Here is an 18,884-nt window from a genome sequence, read left to right on the forward strand (position 1 = left end):
GACTGGCATTGCCGCCTGCGGCCGCCGTGTTGGTGCTGATGGCGCGCTCGAGCACCAACCGCTCCTGTGGCACCGCCTGCCCGGCTGCCACCGCAGTCACCGGCACAATGGTGCCGGGACGCGCCGCCAGCGCCTGCAGCAGGGCCAGCAAGCCGGCTTGCTCGCCTTGGTATAGGGCGGCCTCCAGCGGCGCGCGCAGGACATCCTGCGTGAGCGTCACACGGGCGCGCAGCGCCTCGGGCAAGGCCCGGTGCAAGGCGCCAGCCACGGCATCGCGTCCATCCCAGACCGCCCGCGACCCCACGGCCAGCACCGCCGCCAGCTGCGTCAGCAGGCCCGCCTCGCTGTCGGCGCGGCACAGCACCGCCGCGCGCGGCAGCACTTTGTAGACGTTGCTCTCGCCGGTCGGTCCGGCCAGCACATGCGAGCTGCGCGCAAAGAACGGCGCCGGCGCGACGAACGCCTGCCCACGCGCGTCGCACCATTGCTGCAGGAGCGGCAGGGCGACATCGGGCGCATCGGCCTCGGATGACTGCACGCCGAAGGGCTGCGCCAGCGCCGCATCCGGACGGCTGGCCAGCAGGCGATAGAGATAGAGCGGGCCGCCGGCCTTGGGCCCGGTGCCGGACAACCCTTCGCCACCAAAGGGCTGCACGCCCACCACCGCCCCCACCATATTTCGATTGACATACAGATTGCCCACGCAGGCCTGCGCCGCGACACGCTCGATGGTGTCATCGATGCGGGTATGCAGTCCCATGGTCAGGCCATAGCCGGTGGCCTGCACCTGCGCCAGCACCTCATCGAGCTGGTCGCGGCGGTAGCGCAGCAGATGCAGCACCGGGCCGAAGACTTCGCGGGTCAGTTCGCTCAGGGAGCCGATTTCTATCAGGGTGGGCGGCACATACGTGCCTTGCGCCAGCACCGGTTCGCGCGCCGCAGCGCCGCCCCAGGAAAGCTGATGCACTACGCGGCCCTTGGCCCGCATCGCCTCGATGTGGCGCTCGATGGTGTCGCGCGCACGCGCATCGATGACCGGCCCGACATCATTGTCCAGCTGCATGGGATTGCCCAGGCGCAACTGCGCCATGGCTCCCTTGAGCATGGTCGTCAGGCGATCGGCGACGTCCTCCTGCACACACAGCACGCGCAGGGCCGAGCAGCGCTGCCCGGCGCTGTCGAAGGCCGACATCACCACGTCCTGGACCACCTGCTCGGCCAGCGCCGACGAGTCCACGATCATGGCGTTCTGGCCGCCCGTCTCGGCCACCAGCGGCACCGGGCCGCCGTGCGCGGACAAGCGCTGGGCCAGCACGCCCTGCAGCTCGCGTGCAACCTCGGTAGAACCGGTGAACATGACGCCCTGGACGCGGGCATCGCCGGTCAAGAAGGGGCCCACCTCGCGCCCCCGCCCGGGGACCAGCTGCAAAGCTGCCCGCGGCACACCCGCCTGCCACAACAAGCCGACCGCCTGCGCGGCGACCAGACTGGTCTGCTCGGCCGGCTTGGCCAGCACGGTATTGCCAGCCGCCAGCGCCGCGGCCACCTGGCCGGTGAAGATCGCCAGCGGGAAGTTCCAGGGGCTGATGCAGGTCACCGGCCCCAGCGGTCGGTGGGTGGCGTTATCGAAGGTGGCGCTGACCTGGGCCGCGTAATAACGCAGGAAGTCCACGGCCTCGCGGATCTCGGCCACGGCGTTGGCGTAGGTCTTGCCCGCCTCACGCACCAGCAATCCGATGAGACGAGGCGTGTCGGCCTCCATCAGGTCGGCGCCGCGCTGCAAAGCCGCTGCGCGTGCGCCGGGCGCCACGGCCGCCCAGGTGGGCGCAAAGGTGCTGGCGGCCTCGATGGCCTGGTCCAGCTGCTCAGGCGTGATGCGCCCCAGGCTGCCCACGACATCGGCCGCATCGGCGGGGTTGAGCACCGGCTCGCGGCTGGCCGGCTCGGCCTCGAACGCCAGCATCGGCCCGGCCTGCGCGGCTTGGGCCCCGGCCTGCAATTGCTGCGCCAATTGCGCCAGCGCGGCGTCGCTGGCCAGATCCAGGCCCCGCGAATTGCTGCGCGCCGCGCCATAAAGCGCGGCCGGCAGCGGGATGCCCGGGTGCGAGCGGCCCAGCTCGCCTTCGCGGGCAGCCCACTCCTGCACCTGCTGCACCGGATCCTCCACCAGCGTCTCGAGCGAAATATCGTGATCGGCCACGCGATTCACGAACGAGGTGTTGGCGCCATTTTCGAGCAGGCGGCGCACCAGGTAGGCCAGCAAGGTTTCATGCGTGCCCACCGGCGCATAGATGCGGCACGGTCGCCCCAGCTTGTCCGGACCGCTGCCGACCACCTGCTCGTACAGGGCTTCGCCCATGCCGTGCAGGCACTGGAATTCGTACTGCCCGGGCTGATAGTCCGCGGGGCCGGCCAATTCGTAGAGGGTCGCCAGCGTCTGCGCATTGTGGGTGGCGAACTGCGGATAGATCTCCTTCGGGGCGGCCAGCAGTTTGCGGGCGCAGGCGATATAGGCAATGTCGGTATAAGGCTTGCGCGTGTAGACGGGATAGTCGTCCATGCCATCGAGCTGGGCACGCTTGATTTCGCTGTCCCAATAAGCCCCCTTGACCAGGCGGATCATCAGGCGACGCCCGCTGCGCTGTGCCAGGTCGATGAGGTAGTCGATCACCGCCGGGCAGCGCTTCTGATAACCCTGGATCACAAAGCCGATGCCCTGCCAGCCCGCCAGATCCGGCTCGAAGCACAGGCGCTCCAGCAGATCCAGCGACAGCTCCAGGCGGTCGGCCTCTTCGGCATCGATGTTCAGGCCGATGTCGTAGCGCCGCGCCAGACGCGCCAGCCCCAGCAGGATGGGGTACAGCTCGGCCTGCACCCGGTCCACCTGCGCGCGGCTGTAACGCGGGTGCAGGGCCGACAGTTTGATCGAGATGCCCGGCCCTTCGTAGACGCCACGGCCCGCCGCGGCCTGTCCTATGGCATGAATGGCGCTCTCGTAGTCGGCCAGATAACGTCGGGCATCGGCCTCGGTCAGGGCCGCCTCGCCCAGCATGTCATAAGAGTAGCGAAAACCGCGCTGCTCCAGCGCTGCGGCATGCGCCAGCGCCTTCTGGATGGTCTCGCCGGTGACGAACTGCTCGCCCATCATGCGCATGGCGACATCCACGCCCTTGCGGATCAACGGCTCGCCGCCGCGCGCCAGCAACCGGCCCAGGGCCGAACTCAGGCCGCGTTCGCTGTGCGTGGCGACCAGCTTGCCGGTCACCATCAGGCCCCAGGCCGCCGCGTTGACGAACATCGACGGACTCTGGCCGAGGTGGGCCTTCCAGTCGCCGTCGCGGATCTTGTCGCGGATCAGGGCATCGCGCGTGGCGGTATCCGGAATGCGCAGCAACGCCTCGGCCAGACACATGAGGGCCACGCCCTCCTGCGACGACAGCGAGAACTCCTGCAACAGGCCCTGCACCAGACCGGCCTTGCCGGCGGCGCCCTTGCGCTCGCGCAGGCCACGCACCACCTGCAGCGCCAGCCGGCGGCAGCGCTGCGCCATCTCCGGCGGCAAGGTCGCCGCCTGCACCAGCGCAGGCAGGATGGCCGGCTCGGGCAGACGCCAGGCACGGGTGATCGCCTCGCGCAAGGCCGTACGCGCCGGCAGGGGCGTGATGGCGGAAAAGGGCGGGCAGGCGGCAGACAAAGGCAGGCTGGACATGGCAGGAAGCGTCGGAAGGCACAGGTTATGGAATCAATGACAATGATCCCCAAATATCAGACGAATTATTTGCTATATTTCGTGACCCTGATGGAGGAAAGTTCACCATGGAAGACAGCGATCACGGCCTGGACCGCATCGACGTGCAGATTCTCGACCTGCTGCAACGCGATGGCCGCCTGCCCAACACCAAGCTCGCCGAAGCCGTCTCGCTGTCCCCGACTGCCGTACTGGCGCGCGTGCAGCGCCTGACGCGCGAGCAATACATCCTCGGCTACGAAGCCCGCCTGAACCCCCGCAAGCTGCGCGCCGGCCTGCTGGTCTTCGTCGAGGTGCTGCTGGACCGCACCACCCCCAACGTCTTCAACGAATTCAAGGCCGCCATCGCAGTGCGCCCGGAAATCATGGAATGCCACATGGTGGCCGGCGGCTTCGACTACCTGCTCAAGACGCGCCACCACGACATGGAAGCCTATCGCGAGTTTGCCGGCCGGGTGCTGTGGGAATTACCCGGCATCCGCGAGACCCGCACCTTCGCCGTCATGGAAGAAGTCAAAGACTCGATGCGCCTCGATATCCGCCCCGGTCGCGTGCTCGACTGAGCCAGAGCAGCGGTTGCGGGGAGACAGCGGCATCCGGCCGCCGCGCAAACCCAGGCCATGTTGTGTGTTCCCCACGAAATCGACCGAGCACACCGATTTGCCGGAGGGCGTCATTTGCGGCTTGGGGCAGGCAAGTCTGAGCCCCGCCCTGGTCGCCGGAATGCATTGCTACGGCGCGTCCTGCGGGCCTGAAGGCCTAGCTGCAGCGCCCCGTTCATTACGTCTGAAAATAGCGTTTCCAGACATCGCAAAGTGCCACTAATTGAAAACGCCGGGTACGCACCTGCTGCCACATTGCCTACACTGCGTGACGGGAACCCCCAACCGATGCGGCTGATTCGGATGCGTGGTTCCCTTTTGTTTTTCCGGCGCCCTCCGGCGCCGGGGCTTTCCCCAACTTTTCTCAGTACGGAGAATCCAGGATGAAAAAGACGTTGCTCGCAACGGCTCTGGGCTTGTCCCTGGCCGGCATTGCCCAGGCAGAAACGTCGGTCACGCTCTATGGTGTCATCGACACCGGCATCGGCTACAACAAGATCAAGGGTCCCGACTACAGCGGCAGCCGTGTCAGCATGATCAACGGCGTTCAGGCCGGCTCACGCTGGGGCCTGCGCGGCAGCGACGAACTGGGCGATGGCCTGCGCGCCATCTTCACGCTGGAAAGCGGCTTTGATTCGGGCAACGGCAACAGCGCACAGGGCGGACGCCTGTTCGGCCGCCAGGCCACCATCGGCGTGGCCAACGACGCCTGGGGTTCGCTGGAATTCGGCCGTCAGGCCACCGTCGGCTCCAACTACCTGGCCGACATCGACCCGTTCTACACCAGCTATGGCCAGGCCAACATGGGCACCGGCTTCAGCGCCGCCAACACCATGCGCTGGGACAACATGGTGATGTACCGTACGCCTTCGGTCAACGGCATCGAACTGGGCGTCGGCTACTCGTTCAATGTCGACAGCGAAGACGCCTCGCACTCGGGTTTCCGCACGGCTGACAACACGCGCGGCATCACCGCCGGCGTGCGTTACCTGAGCGGCCCCCTGAACGTGACGCTGACCTATGATCAGCTCAACGGCGCCAGCCGCTCCAGCGTGGACAAGGGTGCGACCCCGCGCCAGTACGCCATCGGCGCCACCTACGACTTCGAAGTCGTCAAGGTCGCCGCCGCCTACGGCCGCACTACCGACGGCTGGTTCGTCGGGCAGGATCTGGATAGCGGCACGCCCTACAGCAACGAGTTCGGCTCCTACCGCTTTGCCGACGGCTTCAAGGCCAACGCCTACATGGTCGGCGCCACCGTGCCGCTCAGCGGCGCATCGAGCCTGTTCGGCTCGTGGCAGCGTGTCGATCCGTCCAACAAGCGCCTGAACGGCAACGATGACACCATGAATGTCTTCAGCCTGGGCTATACCTACGATCTGTCCAAGCGCACCAACGTGTACGCCTACGGCTCCTACGCCAAGGACTATGCCTTCGTCGACGGTCTCAAGAGCACCGCGATGGGCGTCGGCTTGCGCCACCGCTTCTAAGCCGACCCGGCCGGTCTGCACGGGCGCCCAGCGCGCCCCCTTCATGCAGTTCCCCCGCCGCATCGTGTGGCCGGCCGCCACCGTCAACGCGCGCCGCTATTGGCGGCGTTGACGGCCCCGCCAATTGCGGGCAATCTGTTTGCGATAGTGAGCCGGACGCGCCAATGTCCGGCCAGATGCGTTTCCGAGTCCTGTCTTTGCTTCCAACCGCAAGTCTTGCCAACCGGAATTCATGTCATGACACCGCCGCTCTCCGAGTCATCGCCTGCCCGGCCCCTGCAGATCGCAGACATCACCGTCATCGACAACACCAAGCTGAAAAAAGCCGTCACGGCCGCTGCCCTGGGCAACGCCATGGAGTGGTTCGACTTCGGCGTCTATGGCTTTGTCGCCTATGCGTTGGGCAAGGTCTTCTTCCCCGACGCATCGCCCGCCGTCCAGACCATCGCCGCGCTGGGCACCTTCTCGGTGCCCTTCCTGGTCCGTCCGCTGGGAGGGCTTTTCTTCGGCGTCATGGGCGACCGCTTCGGACGCCAGAAGGTGCTGTCGCTGACCATCATCATCATGGCCATCAGCACCTTCTGCATCGGCCTGATCCCCTCCTATGCCGCCATCGGCCTGTGGGCGCCCATCCTGCTTCTGCTGTGCAAGCTGGCGCAGGGATTCTCGGTCGGCGGTGAATACACCGGCGCGGCCATCTTCGTGGCCGAGTATGCGCCGGACCGGCAGCGCGGCTTCCTGGGCAGCTGGCTGGACTTCGGCTCGATCGCCGGCTTCGTGCTGGGCGCCGGCCTGGTGGTGCTGCTGCAGACCATTCTCGGCGAACAGACCTTCCTGGACTGGGGCTGGCGCGTGCCATTCTTCGTGGCCGGCCCGCTGGGCCTGCTGGGCTTGTATCTGCGCCATGCTGCCGAGGAAACCCCGGCCTTCACCCAGCAGCTGGAGCGCATGGAAAAGGAAGACCGCGACGCCATCCAGGAACGGCCCAGCATCTCTTTTCGCGAAATCTTCTCCAAGTACCGCAAGCCGCTGATGATCTGCATCGGCATGGTGCTGGTGACCAACATCACCTACTACATGCTGCTGACCTACCTGCCGACCTATCTGTCGAGCAGCCTGGGCTACTCCGAAGAACACGGCGTGCTGATCATCGTGGTGGTGATGATAGGCATGCTCTTCGTGCAGCCTGTGGTGGGGTTCTTCAGCGACAAGATCGGGCGCAAGCCCTTCCTGCTGGTGGGCAGCGTGGGCCTGCTGGTCGCCGCCATTCCGGCCTTTCATTTCATCGGCAGCGACAACACCGGGCTGATCTTCCTTGGCCTGCTGATGCTGGCGGTGCTGCTGAACTGCCTGACTGGCGTCATGGCCTCCACGCTGCCGGCGCTGTTTCCCACGCGCATCCGTTACAGCGCGCTGGCGGGCTCGTTCAACGTCGCCATCATCATCGCCGGCCTGACCCCCACGGCGGCCGCCTGGCTGGTCGAAGACACCGGCAACCTGCTGATGCCGGCCTATTACCTCATGATCGCCGCCGTTGTCGGCCTGGTGACGTCTTTCTTCCTGCCCGAGACCGCCAACCGCCCGATGCGCGGCGACACGCCCAACGCCTCCAACCGCCAGGAGGCCCGCGCACTGCTGCAACAGGCCTACGAGCACATCGAGGAAAACCTCAATGACGTCGAGGCCGAGATCGCCGAACTGGAAAGCCAGCTCGAAGCCTTGCGCCAGCGCCGCCAGCGCCTGGCCGACCGGCACCCGCACATCAACTGAGAGACGCCTGCTGCCGGCCCGCGAGGGCCGGCGCTTACGGCACCGGGGTCACCGGGCCCCGCCCGGAGAAATAGCCGTCGAGGTTCTCCATGAAGATACGGAACTGCGCGGCCACCGATTCCGGTGACCAGCCCGCCACGTGGGGGCTGAGCAGCACATTGTCCAGCCCGATGAGCGCTGCCGGCGGCCGGGGTTCGCTTTCATAGACGTCGATGCCGGCGCCGGCGATCACGCCCTCGGCAAGCGCCTGGGCAAGCGCCTCGGTATCGACCACGCTGCCGCGTCCGACATTGATCAGGTAGCCCTGCGCACCCAGGGCGCGCAGCACCCGGGCGTCCACCAGGTGATGCGTGGCGGCGCCCCCGGGCGCCGCGCAGACCAGCACGTCGCTCCATTCGGCCAGCGCCAGCAGCGAGTCGAAGTAGCGCTGCGGCGCTGCGGCCTTGGGGCGCCGGTTGTGATAGCCGACCGGCATGCGGAAGGCCGCTGCGCGGGCGGCCAGCTTGTCACCGATCGCCCCCATGCCCAGGATGCCCAGACGCTTGCCCGAGACATGCGCCGGCAAGGAAATGTCCGTGCGCCAGATACCCTCTCGGGTGCACCGGTCGAGCTTGCGGAACTCGCGCAGGCAGGCGATCACCACGCCCATCGCGTGATCCGCCACGCACTCATCGTTGGCGCCGCGTCCGTGGGTGACGATCACGCCGCGCGCCCGCGCTGCCGCGACATCGATGCCTTCGTAACCCACCCCGAGCGAGGCCACCAGTTCCAGCGCCGGCAGCTGTGCGATCTCGTCGGCCGTCAGGCCCGAGCCGCCGTTGGTCAGCACGGCGCGGAACTGCCCACCCTGCGCCTCGATGGCCGCACGCCGGGTCTGCGGCGTGATCGCATACGCGACGGCATAGGCCGGCGACAGGGATTCGAGTTGGGCCTCGGCCAGCGGGCAGAGCACGAGCAAGGGAATGGGCATGGCAGACAAAACCGACATCGGTTCCGGATAAAGAAGGGAAACGCCGCCTGCCCGGGCAGGCAGCAAGGGCGCACGACTATAGGCTTTTCATCGGGGACTGTCATGCCGCGCCGCAACCGTCGGTGCCGCTGCCGTCCGGGCATCGGCATCACGCTGGCTCCTGTATGGAGGGCCGGGAAATTGCGCAGGCGCAGTGCGCCGGGCATAAAAAAAACCGCAAGGCGGCACCTTGCGGTTTTTTCAAGACCTTGCAGGCCAGGGGCCTGCCGCGCCTGTTACAGCGGGGTGATCTTGGTTGCCATCGGGCCCTTGGGACCTTGGCCGGGCACATAGCTCACGCGTTGCTGCTCGACCAGCGTCTTGCGGCCGCTGCCCTGGATCTCGGAGAAGTGGGCGAACAGATCGGGGCCGCCGTCTTCCGGCACGATGAAACCAAAACCCTTTTCGTCATTGAACCACTTCACAATACCTGTTTTCATTCGTCATTCCTTGGGTACGGGGACACCTCTCCCCGAGTAGAGAGGCTGATCAAGGAAAGGAATCTCGACACAGGCGTTGGGATACGCAAAACGGAACAATTATCACGATGCTTGATTAGCCGTGTGTACTGTGCTGCGGCAAGACCTTGCCAGTCAAGTATTTTTTCAATTCTGACGCCGGATTTCCCCCTGGGGATATCACCAGTTGGCAAGCGCGCGACACCCTTGCTATTGCCGCTTTCGCCGGCCATGAAAAACCCCCGGCAGCCAGGGCAGGCCGACGGGGGTGGCAAGCGGGGCGCGCGGCAAGGCGCGCGCCAGTCAGGCTGTGCGATCAGCCCTTGAGCTGAGCCAGCACCTGCTCGATCGAGCGCTGCTGGGCGTCGGCATAGAGCGCGATCTCGTCGTGCACCGAGGCGCCCAGGTCAGCCTCGAAGGCCTGCTGTGCGGCGTTGGCTTCGTATTGCTTCTGTTCCTGGCCGCCCAGGTTGGACTGGAAGATCCCGGCCGCGCTGACCGGCAGGAAGTCTTCGTAGATGATGGCGTCGGCGCGCACCAGACCCTGGGAGATCAGGGCATCCAGGTCGGCCTCGGCCGGCGCGCCCAACTGGCCGCGCTTGGCTTCGCCCTGCGGCGTCAGGCTATAGCGGTAGAAGGCCAGCCCTTCGCGGCGCAGCGCGTCGTGGGTATCGGGGAAGTCGCCGAAGGCGGCCGCCAGACGGGCTTCGTAGTCGGGCGCGGCGCTGCCGGCGCTATCCATGCTGCGCACCTTGGCCAGCAGGGTGTCATAGAGCGCACGGCCCTTGCGGGTGAGGGCCACGCCACGCTGTTCGATCTCGCCGAAACGGGCGGTGTGCGCCCCGGCGCCGGTGTCGTCGGCAAAGCGGATCTTCTCTTCCAGCGCCTTGAAGCTGGTCTGGCGCAGCAGGATGGGGCAGGCGCGACGCGGCGGGCCTTCGACCACGTCCTTGGCGGCGATGCCACGCTGCGGCATCGCCTGCTGGGCCGCGTCGATATCGAGGGTGCGCGGGGTGAGGTGGTTGATGTGCGGGCCACGGAAGCACACCACATCCGAGATCAGGCGATGGGCCTTGAGCAGCGCGGCATAGGTTTCGGCATCGACGGTGGCCTCGCTGTGCCAGCGGAAGGTCTCCAAGGCCTGGCGCACGAATTCGTCGGCCTGCTCGCTGGTCAGGCCACCGGCCGACTCAAACTGCGCGATCAGCGCGAGCGCGCCTTCCGTGAAGATATTGCGCTTGGCCAGGATGGCCTGCGCCTTGGCGCGCAGCTCCGGATCGGCGATCAGTTCCAGGCGCAGCAGCGACGTAAACACGCGGAAAGGATTGGCCAGCAGAGCCTCGTCGGACACCGGGCGGAACGCGGTCGAATGCACCGGCACCCCGGCCACCGACAGGTCGTAATAGCCCACCGGCTCCATGCCCATGACGGCAAACAGGCGGCGCATGGTCGACAACTCGGCAGCGGTGCCGACACGGATGGCGCCGTGGCGCTCCACGCCCAGGCGCTCGATCTCGCCGGCTTCCTGCATGGCGGCGCGCAGCGCCGCATCTTCCTGCAGCACCTGGGCGTTGATATCGGCCACCAGATCCACGAGCGTGCCGTACTGCGGTACCTCCAGGCGGTACATCTCGGACATGGCGCTGGAGAAGCGGTGACGGATCTCGTTGGTCGAAACAAAGGCGGAGGAGGAACAGGAGGACGACATATCAGTGGGCAAGGATAGGGAAACCGTAGCGGAAGCCCGGCTTGAACCGGGCGAAAAAGAAGCAGGTAATTCTGTCTCGGTATACTAATTACCCATGCCGACTCTGGGCAAGCGACGATTCGACCCCTAAGTCATTCCGATTCAGAATGACCAGGGGCGAGAACCAGGATCTCCCAACATGTCTTTGTCACGGCGTTTCCTGCCTCCGATGTCACTGTTGTGCGCCTTCGAAGCGGCCGCCCGCCACGCCAGCTTCAGCGCCGCCGCTGCCGAGCTGCACCTGACCCAGAGCGCCGTCAGCCGGCAGATCCGCGCACTGGAAGATCAGCTGGGCGCGGCGCTGTTCATCCGCGAACGCCAGACGGTACGCCTGAGTCCGGCCGGACAGGCCTATGTCCTGGAAATCCGCGAAGCGCTCACCCGCATCTCGTCGGCCACGCTGTCCTTCAGCACCAACCCGCAGGGTGGCGGCCTGACCCTGGCCATCCTGCCGACCTTCGGCACCCGCTGGCTGGCGCCACGCCTGCCCGAGTTTCTCGACAACCACCCTGGCATCACCATCAGCCTCACCACCCGGCTGGCCCAGTTCGACTTCAAACACGAGGCGGTCGATGCCGCCATCCACTTCGGCGCGCCGCAATGGCCCGGCGCCGATCTGAGCTTTCTGATGAGCGAGACGGTCGTGCCGGCCTGCAGTCCCGCCTTGCTGGCGCAGTTCGGTTTTCGCGAGCCGCGCGACCTGCTCAAGGCCCCCTTGCTGCACCTGGCTTCGCGTCCCGATGCCTGGCGCCAGTGGCTGGCTCAATCGGGCGTGCCGGCGCTGCGGGGTTCGGGCATGGTGTTCGACCAGTTTGCCGTCGCCGCCCAGGCCGCCGTGGCCGGGATCGGCGTAGCCCTGCTGCCGCGCTTTCTGATCGCACGCGAATTGCACCAGGGCGATCTGGTGTGCGCCTTTCCGGATCTGCCGGACATGGAAAGCGCCGAACGCTATTACCTGGCCTGGCCCAGCAGCCGGGCCGACTATCCGCCCCTGCAGGCCTTTCGCCGCTGGCTGGAAGGCGCGGCGCGCGACTTCACCGGAGCCGGGCCGGCCTGACCCTGGCGCTCAGAGCAGATGGCCGCGCAGGGCGCCGCGCTGGATCAGGCGCTCGATCTGGCTGCGCAGCAGATCCATGGTGGCGCGCGCCGGCACCGACAGGGCCGAGAACTCATGCCAGACAAAGGACAAGCTGCGTTCGATGCGCGGCTCTACGATGCGCGCTGCCTGCAGCAGACCGGCCTCGATCTCGACGCTGAAGGCCGAATACGGCACCACGGTGTAGACCGGGCCGGCCATCACGATGCTGCGAAACACCGATAGCGAATCCTGCTCGATGGCGACGTTGATGCGGTAACCCTCGCGGGCGGCGGTGTTTTCCAGATCGATGCGCAGCTGGTTTCTGCGCCCTCCGACGACCAGCGGAAACTTCGCCAGCTGGCTGAACGGCACATCCGGGCCGACGCCCGGCGGCAGTTCCCGGCCGACCAGATACAGCTCCTGAGCGATTACCGGCTCGCTGGCGGCACCGACCCAGGTGGCCACGTTGGGCAGCAGGCCGAAATCCACCTGGCGCGAGGTCACCAGCGTCTCGCTCTCGACCCGCAACAGATCGCGGATCACCAGCTTGATCCCGGGATGGGCCTCGCGCACGCCCCAGTACAGCTGCCCGGCCAGCAGCGGCGCCATCGAGGCGGCCAGCACCAGCCGCACTTCGCCGGCAATGTCGCGCCCCTCGCTGACCGTCTCGGCGCGCACCTGCTCGACGTGACGCAACAACGAGCGCGCGCCGTCGTGCAGGCGCTCTCCGGCCGGCGTGAGCGTCACGCCCTTGGTGCTGCGCTCGAACAAGCGGGCGCCCAGGCTTTCCTCAAGCGCCCGGATATGCGCCGAGAAGGCCGGCTGGGCCAGGTGGGATTTGCGCGCGGCCGCAGAAATGCTGCCTTCTTCGACGGCCCGCAAAAAAAGCCGCAACTGATCCAAGCGCATGACCCCTCCTTTTTAGCCATCGCAATCTACGATAGAGGCCATCTTAATATAATATTTTCCATATATCTGAACCTTATCTATCGTTCCAGCAATCCCGCTTCCATCAAGGTTCAGAACATGCACGTCACCTACCGCGCCGCCACGCAGAATGTCTTTGCCTCCCGCCTGAAGGGGCATCCGCTGTTCTCTTTCTGGACGCACTTTCCCGACCGGGACATGGACGCCGATTCGCTGGCCGAGGCTACCATCGCGCTGCAGCAGACCTTCGACCTGGATCTGGTCAAGACCGCGCCCAATGGCATGTACGCCATCGAGGACTATGGCGTGGAGGTCGATTACTCGCAGGTCAGCCAGGGCGGCACGGCCCGCCTGGTGAGCACCCCCTACCAAAGCGCCGCCGACTGGGATGCGCTGCCAGAACTGGACTGCCTGCAGGGCGCGCTGGCGCGCGAGCTGCGGTCGATGACGCAGGTACGCCGCGCGCTGCCGGACGTGCCGCTGGTGTTCACGCTGTTCAGCCCAATGACCATCGCCGCCAAGCTCAGCCACGGCCGCATCCACGGCCAGATCGCCGAAAAGCGCAACACCCAGGGCATCCACGCCGCGCTGCAACGCATTTCGCGCACGGTGGCGCGCTATGCCCAGAGCGCCATCGCCGCCGGCGCCGACGGCGTGTTCTTCGCCCATCAGGACACCGGCCGCCACCTCCTCAGCTACGACGACTTCAGCGAGTATGTCGCGCCCTACGACATCGAGGCGCTGGCCGGCGCACGCGACGGCCGCTTCAACGTGCTGCATATCCACGGCGAGAACATCCGCTTTCGCGAGCTGCAGGACTATCCGGTGGATGCCATCAACTGGCATGACTCGGAAACCTTCCCGAGCGCGCTCAGCGGCATGCTGACCTCCGGCAAATGCATCCTGGGCGGCATCGATCGCCGCTCCGTGACCGCCAACGACGTGCCGGCCATCCGCCAGCAGATCCGCAGCAACCACGCCGCCGTGGGTGGCCGCGGCGACATCATCTTCGCGCCCAGCTGCACCATCCGCGCCGGCTTCAAGCCGCAGACGCTGCACGCCATCCGCGACGAAATCAGGGCTTCCCATGGCACGCCGTCCGCGCATGACGCCGGGCAGCCCGCCGCACTGGCCGCCGCACTCTGAGCCCACACAACAAGAAAACTCGTCAGACCCCCAAGGGATAGAAAAGGACTTCGCAACATGCGTCGCTTCATTCGCAGCATCCGGGCCATTGCCTGCCTCGCCCTGGCCGGCGCCACCCTGAACGTGCAGGCGGCCGAGCCCATCACGCTGATCGTGCCGTTCCCGCCGGGCGGCTCGCAGGACGCGATGGGCCGCTTCTTCGCCAAGCACCTTGCCACCGAACTGGGCACGCCCGTGGTCGTCAAGAACGATGGCGGCGCCGGCGGAGTCATCGCCACCAGCGAGGTGGCCCGCGCCAAGGGCGACGGCCGCACCTTGCTGCTGGCCACCGGCGGCGCAATCACCATCGCGCCGCACATCCTGAAGAAGCTGCCCTACAACGTCGAACGCGACCTCGCCCCGGTGGCGCTGATCGCCGACACGCCGATGGCCATCGGCGTGAAGGCCGACAGCCCCATCCAGACTCTGCAGGACCTGCTCGATGCGGCCAGGCGCGAGCCGGGCACGCTGTCCTATGCCTCGACCGGCCACGGCACGGTATCCAATCTGGCGGCGGAGCTGCTGAGCCAGAAAACCGGCGCCCGTCTGCTGCATATCCCCTATCGCGGCGCCGGCCCCGCGCTGGTCGACCTGCTGGGCGATCAGGTCAACGCCATCTTCACCAGTACGGCCTCGCTGGCCCCGATGGTGCGCACCGGCAAGCTGCGGCTGTTGGCGACCTTCTCGAAAACGGCCGACGGCACGCTCACCGTCGCACAGACCACGGGCGACGCGGCGCTGGACGTGCCGATCTGGGTCGGGGTCATGGCCCCGCGCGCCACCTCGCCCGAACTGCTGGCGCAACTCGGCCAGGCCATTGCCAATATCTGCCGGACCGCCGACACCGGCCGCTTCCTGGCCGAGCTGGAAGCCACGGCCCGTTGCGGCGACCACGACACACTGGGCCAGACCATCGCTCGCGACGATGCCCGCTGGAAGGCGGTAGTGGCACGCGCCCCCGACCTCGGCGCCCAATGAATACCGGCCCGGGGCCGCCCCGGGCCGGGCACTTTCTCTTCACCTTATTGCTTTTCATCCCATGACTGCAGCCCCCTCCGGCCTGACGGCCATCGCGCCGCCCGGCGCGCCGTCCAAAGGCCCCTACTCGCACGCGATCCAGACCCCGGATCTGCTCTTCATTTCCGGGCAACTGCCCATCGACCCGGCCACGGGCCGCCTCGTCTCCCAAGACCCGGTCGAACAGTTGCAGCAGTGCCTGCGCAACCTCGCGACCCTGGCCCGGGCCGCCGGCAGCGATCTGAGCCGTACGGTCAAGACCACGGTGCTGCTGCGCGACCTGTCGCGCCTGGCCGAGCTCAACGCCGCCTATGCCGCCTTCTTCACGGCGCCCTATCCGGCGCGCACCACCTTCGCCGTCTCGGCCCTGCCCATGGACGCCCAGGTCGAAATCGACGCCACGCTGTATACCGGAGTCCCGGCATGATGAACTTTCCCGCGCTGCCCGCTGCCGCCTGCAAGGATCGCGCCTGGGTGCGCCAGGCCCTGGAGTTGCTGCAGGGCGATGCCCGCCGCTCGGCCGACACCCATCTGGTCAAGCCCATGCTGCCCGGCCTGAAAGGCATCAGCGTCTACCTCAAGGATGAAAGCACCCATCCCACCGGCAGCCTCAAGCATCGCCTGGCCCGCTCGCTGTTTCTGTACGGCATCTGCAATGGCCACATCGGCCCCGGCACGACCCTGGTCGAGGCCTCCTCGGGATCGACGGCGGTCTCCGAAGCCTACTTCGCACACCTGCTGCAACTGCCCTTCATCGCGGTCATGCCGCGCTCGACCAGCGGCCAGAAGATCGCTGCGATCGAGCGCTTCGGCGGGCGCTGCCATTTCGTGGACCATGCCGGCGAAGTCTATGCCGTGGCGCAGCGCCTGGCCGACGAGGCAGGCGGGCACTACCTGGATCAGTTCACCAACGCCGAACGCGCCACCGACTGGCGCGGCAACAACAACATCGCGCAGAGCATCTTCGAGCAGCTGCAGTATGAGGACCACCAGGTGCCTGCCTGGGTCGTGATGAGTGCCGGCACCGGCGGCACCTCGGCCACCATCGGCCGCTACATCCGCTACCGCAACCTCGCGACGCGCCTGTGCGTGGTCGACGTCGAGAATTCCGCGTTCTATGACGCCTGGGCGCAGGGCAACCGCAGCGTGACGGCAGCCGGCAGCCGCATCGAAGGCATTGGCCGCCCGCGCGTGGAGCCCTCTTTCATGCCCCATGTGATCGACCACATGCTGCGCATCCCGGACGCCGCGTCCATCGCCGCCGCCCATGTGCTGTCCGACCGCCTGTTCCGTCGTGTCGGCGGCTCCACGGGCACGAATTTCTTCGGCCTGCTCGTCATTGCCGACCAGATGATGCAGCAGGGCGAGGGCGGCGCGCTGGTGTCGGTCATCTGCGACAGCGGCGACCGCTACGAGTCGACCTATTACAACCCGGCCTGGATTGCAGCCCAGCGCCTGGATCTGGCGCCCTGGCGAGCACGCATCGAGGCCTTCCTGGATCACGGAACGCCTTTGTCCGGCCACGCCTGAGCGCTATCATTTTTCGCCCAATCCCGAGACAGACAAGGGGGAGACAACCATGAAAACCTTGATCCCGGCCGCCCTGGCGGCCCTGGCCCTGAGCGGCGGCAACGCCCTTGCGCAAACCGCCGACTACCCCAACCGCGCAATCCGCCTGGTCGTGCCCTACGCCCCGGGCGGCACGGCCGACATCGTGGCGCGCACCGTGGGCCAGAAACTGGCCCAGTCGCTCGGCCAGTCCGTCATCGTGGAAAACCGGCCCGGCGCCAGCGGCGTGATCGGCTGGAACTTCGTTGCCCGTTCGGCGCCCGACGGCTACACGCTGCTGGCCACCGAAACCGGTTTCTCGATGGCCGGCGCAGTCCTGCCCAAACTGCCCTTCGATCCGAAGAAGGATTTCACGCACCTGAGCATCGCGGCGAAATCGCCCTTCGTGATGGTCACCCCGGCCGACTCGCAATACACCTCGGTGGCGCAATTCGTCGCCGATACCCGCGCCAAGCCCGGCACCCTGAATTACGGCTCGGCCGGCAGCGGCTCCTCGACGCATCTGGCCGGCGAGTGGTTCCAGTCGCTGACCGGCACGCGGCTTATGCACATCCCCTACAAAGGCGGCAGCTCGGCCATCCAGGCGCTGATGGCCAATGAAGTGCAGATGGCCTTTCCCGCCATCGCCTCGACGCTGGAGTTCATCAAGACCGGCAAGCTCAAGGCGCTGATGGTCACCAGCGCACAGCGCAGCGCCGTGCTGCCCGACGTGCCCAGCGCCCCCGAGGCAGGCGTGCCCGACATGATCGGCTCGAACTGGTTCGCCTTCTCGGTGCCCAGCGGCACGCCGGCCGACATCACGCAAAAGCTCAGCCAGGCCATCAACGAGGCCATCGGTGACGACGCGGTCAAGACGCGCCTGAATGCCATCGGCATCGACACCGCAGGCACCTCGCCGGCCGATGCCCAGCGCTTCGTCGACCAGGAAATCCAGGACTGGCAAAACCTCCTCACCCGCGCCGGCATTTCCGTCCAGTGACGCCAGCCTCTCTTTACTCAGGACCCCGCCATGACATCTCTTTCGCCCTGCACCGTGCCGCCGCGCGTGCGTACCATCCAGGCCCGGCTCGCCCAGGCCGGCGTGGATGTGCTTATTTCCATGAAGCCGGAGAACAGCTTCTTTCTCTCCGGCTTCAACCCCATCATCTACAGCCACCCGGTGATCGCCGTGGTCCCCGCCGAGGGGGCCTCCTGCATCCTGGTGCACGCCCTGCGCGATGACCACGCGCGCGCCTCGGCCTGGGTCGAGGACATCCGCCTGTATGGCGCCTGGTCCACCAAGGTCACCATGGGCCCGAACTGGCTGGACGCGCTGCAGGAAATCCTCAAGGAAAAGGGGGTAGCCGAGGCCACCATCGGCTTTGAGGGCGACTGGCTGCCCGCCAACCTGCTGGCGACCTTCCAGGCACGGTTCCCCAACGCGCGCCTGAAGGATGTCAGCGACATCGTCCAGCATGCCCGACTCGTCAAGGATGCGCAGCAGATCCGCGACGCCCGCATCGCAGCCCACCTGGCCGACGCCGGCATGGACGCGGCCATCCGCGCCCTGGCCGGCGGGGCCAGCGAACGCGGTGTGGCCGTGGCGGCGCAAAACGAGATGAACCGCGTCTGGCTGGAGCAGTATCCGGACATCGAGGTGTGCGACTTCGGCAGTCTGGAAGGCGGCGTGCACAACGGTCTGTGGTGCTGGTGCCTGACCGGCGAGCGCGTGCTGATCAACACCGACAACCCGTCGCTGCGCGTGCCGCAACCCGGCGAGATCGCGATGATCCTCATCTGGGCCAACTGCAACGGCGTCCACGCCGAGAACGAGCGCTCGGTCGCCGTCGGCACGCTGCCGGCCGAACGGCAGGCCGCCTATGACGCCATCCTGGAGATCCGCGCCAAGGTGCAGCCGCATATCAGCCCGGGCGTGACCGGCGCGCAACTCTACCAACTGGCCCGACAGGAATACATCCGTCTCGGGCTGGAGCGGTACGTGCCCGGACGCATCGGGCATGGCCTGGGCCTGGGCGCGCACGAACATCCGTCGCTGGATTCCCGTTCGACCGAAGTGCTGGAGCCCGGCATGCTGATCACCTTCGAACCCAACATCCGGGTGCCGGAGTGGGGCGGTTTGCAGCACTCGGATACGCTGCTCATCACCGAAGACGGCTTCGAGTTCCTCACCACCACGCCGCGCGACTTCCTCGCCGTACCGCGCTAGGCGCCCCGGGGTCCGCACGGCGGCAGCAGGGCCGCCGTGTCATCGGGCTGCGCTACACTGGTGCGCCATTTTTTCCCT

15 protein-coding genes are annotated in these 18,884 nt (G+C 66.9%); 10 read left to right on the forward strand and 5 right to left on the reverse strand.

All coding sequences use genetic code 11. The annotated features are described in order from the left end of the window. A partial coding sequence (putA, locus tag A7V84_RS04880) for a trifunctional transcriptional regulator/proline dehydrogenase/L-glutamate gamma-semialdehyde dehydrogenase (RefSeq protein WP_063939973.1) occupies window positions 1–3,709 on the reverse strand: 3,709 nt, incomplete at its 3' end. Between the two features lie 107 nt (window positions 3,710–3,816). Here putA and A7V84_RS04885 point away from each other — a divergent pair. From A7V84_RS04885 to proP, 3 genes are all read left to right on the forward strand, one after another. Continuing rightward, complete coding sequence (locus tag A7V84_RS04885) at window positions 3,817–4,311, forward strand: Lrp/AsnC ligand binding domain-containing protein (protein WP_025515094.1); 495 nt, start codon at window positions 3,817–3,819, stop codon at window positions 4,309–4,311. Between the two features lie 422 nt (window positions 4,312–4,733). After that, a complete protein-coding gene (locus A7V84_RS04890) occupies window positions 4,734–5,840 on the forward strand; it encodes a porin (RefSeq protein ID WP_025515093.1) in 1,107 nt (368 codons plus the stop codon). Window positions 5,841–6,077: 237 nt separating this feature from the next. Continuing rightward, window positions 6,078–7,610 (forward strand): glycine betaine/L-proline transporter ProP, encoded by a 1,533-nt coding sequence (gene proP / locus A7V84_RS04895; RefSeq protein ID WP_025515092.1) that lies wholly within the window; start codon window positions 6,078–6,080, stop codon window positions 7,608–7,610. Between the two features lie 34 nt (window positions 7,611–7,644). Here proP and A7V84_RS04900 read toward each other — a convergent pair whose 3' ends face one another. The 3 genes from A7V84_RS04900 to hglS all read right to left on the reverse strand — a co-directional run bounded on the left by A7V84_RS04900 (window position 7,645) and on the right by hglS (window position 10,785). After that, window positions 7,645–8,580, reverse strand: coding sequence for a 2-hydroxyacid dehydrogenase (locus A7V84_RS04900; protein ID WP_033534398.1), 936 nt, complete (start codon window positions 8,578–8,580; stop codon window positions 7,645–7,647). A 275-nt stretch (window positions 8,581–8,855) separates the two neighbouring features. Beyond that, window positions 8,856–9,059 (reverse strand): cold-shock protein, encoded by a 204-nt coding sequence (locus tag A7V84_RS04905; protein WP_025515090.1) that lies wholly within the window; start codon window positions 9,057–9,059, stop codon window positions 8,856–8,858. Between the two features lie 334 nt (window positions 9,060–9,393). Continuing rightward, window positions 9,394–10,785, reverse strand: coding sequence for a 2-oxoadipate dioxygenase/decarboxylase HglS (gene hglS, locus A7V84_RS04910; protein ID WP_025515089.1), 1,392 nt, complete (start codon window positions 10,783–10,785; stop codon window positions 9,394–9,396). Window positions 10,786–10,963: 178 nt separating this feature from the next. On the opposite strand from hglS, the gene gcvA reads away from it, so the two are divergent. Next, the gene (gene gcvA / locus A7V84_RS04915) at window positions 10,964–11,881 is read left to right on the forward strand and encodes a transcriptional regulator GcvA (RefSeq protein ID WP_025515088.1); all 918 of its coding nucleotides are present in this window, start codon (window positions 10,964–10,966) and stop codon (window positions 11,879–11,881) included. Between the two features lie 9 nt (window positions 11,882–11,890). On the opposite strand, the gene A7V84_RS04920 is transcribed toward gcvA, so the two are convergent. Further along, window positions 11,891–12,811, reverse strand: coding sequence for a LysR family transcriptional regulator (locus A7V84_RS04920; protein ID WP_025515087.1), 921 nt, complete (start codon window positions 12,809–12,811; stop codon window positions 11,891–11,893). Window positions 12,812–12,928: 117 nt separating this feature from the next. On the opposite strand from A7V84_RS04920, the gene A7V84_RS04925 reads away from it, so the two are divergent. The 6 genes from A7V84_RS04925 to A7V84_RS04950 all read left to right on the forward strand — a co-directional run bounded on the left by A7V84_RS04925 (window position 12,929) and on the right by A7V84_RS04950 (window position 18,806). Further along, window positions 12,929–13,975 carry a uroporphyrinogen decarboxylase family protein gene (locus A7V84_RS04925; protein ID WP_025515086.1) on the forward strand — a complete coding sequence of 349 codons (1,047 nt, stop codon included), beginning with the start codon at window positions 12,929–12,931 and terminating at the stop codon, window positions 13,973–13,975. Window positions 13,976–14,032: 57 nt separating this feature from the next. After that, window positions 14,033–14,992 (forward strand): Bug family tripartite tricarboxylate transporter substrate binding protein, encoded by a 960-nt coding sequence (locus A7V84_RS04930; protein ID WP_025515085.1) that lies wholly within the window; start codon window positions 14,033–14,035, stop codon window positions 14,990–14,992. A 61-nt stretch (window positions 14,993–15,053) separates the two neighbouring features. After that, complete coding sequence (locus A7V84_RS04935) at window positions 15,054–15,458, forward strand: RidA family protein (RefSeq protein WP_051348237.1); 405 nt, start codon at window positions 15,054–15,056, stop codon at window positions 15,456–15,458. Beyond that, on the forward strand, window positions 15,455–16,561 hold the full coding sequence (locus A7V84_RS04940) for a PLP-dependent cysteine synthase family protein (protein WP_052125648.1): 1,107 nt from the start codon (window positions 15,455–15,457) through the stop codon (window positions 16,559–16,561). Before A7V84_RS04935 ends, A7V84_RS04940 begins: the two co-directional genes overlap by 4 nt. Before the next feature lie 49 nt (window positions 16,562–16,610). After that, a complete protein-coding gene (locus tag A7V84_RS04945) occupies window positions 16,611–17,579 on the forward strand; it encodes a tripartite tricarboxylate transporter substrate binding protein (RefSeq protein ID WP_063491636.1) in 969 nt (322 codons plus the stop codon). A 30-nt stretch (window positions 17,580–17,609) separates the two neighbouring features. Continuing rightward, complete coding sequence (locus A7V84_RS04950; protein ID WP_063491637.1) at window positions 17,610–18,806, forward strand: M24 family metallopeptidase; 1,197 nt, start codon at window positions 17,610–17,612, stop codon at window positions 18,804–18,806. Window positions 18,807–18,884: the final 78 nt, after the last annotated feature.

This window comes from Bordetella trematum (assembly GCF_900078335.1).
Lineage (GTDB): Bacteria > Pseudomonadota > Gammaproteobacteria > Burkholderiales > Burkholderiaceae_B > Bordetella > Bordetella trematum.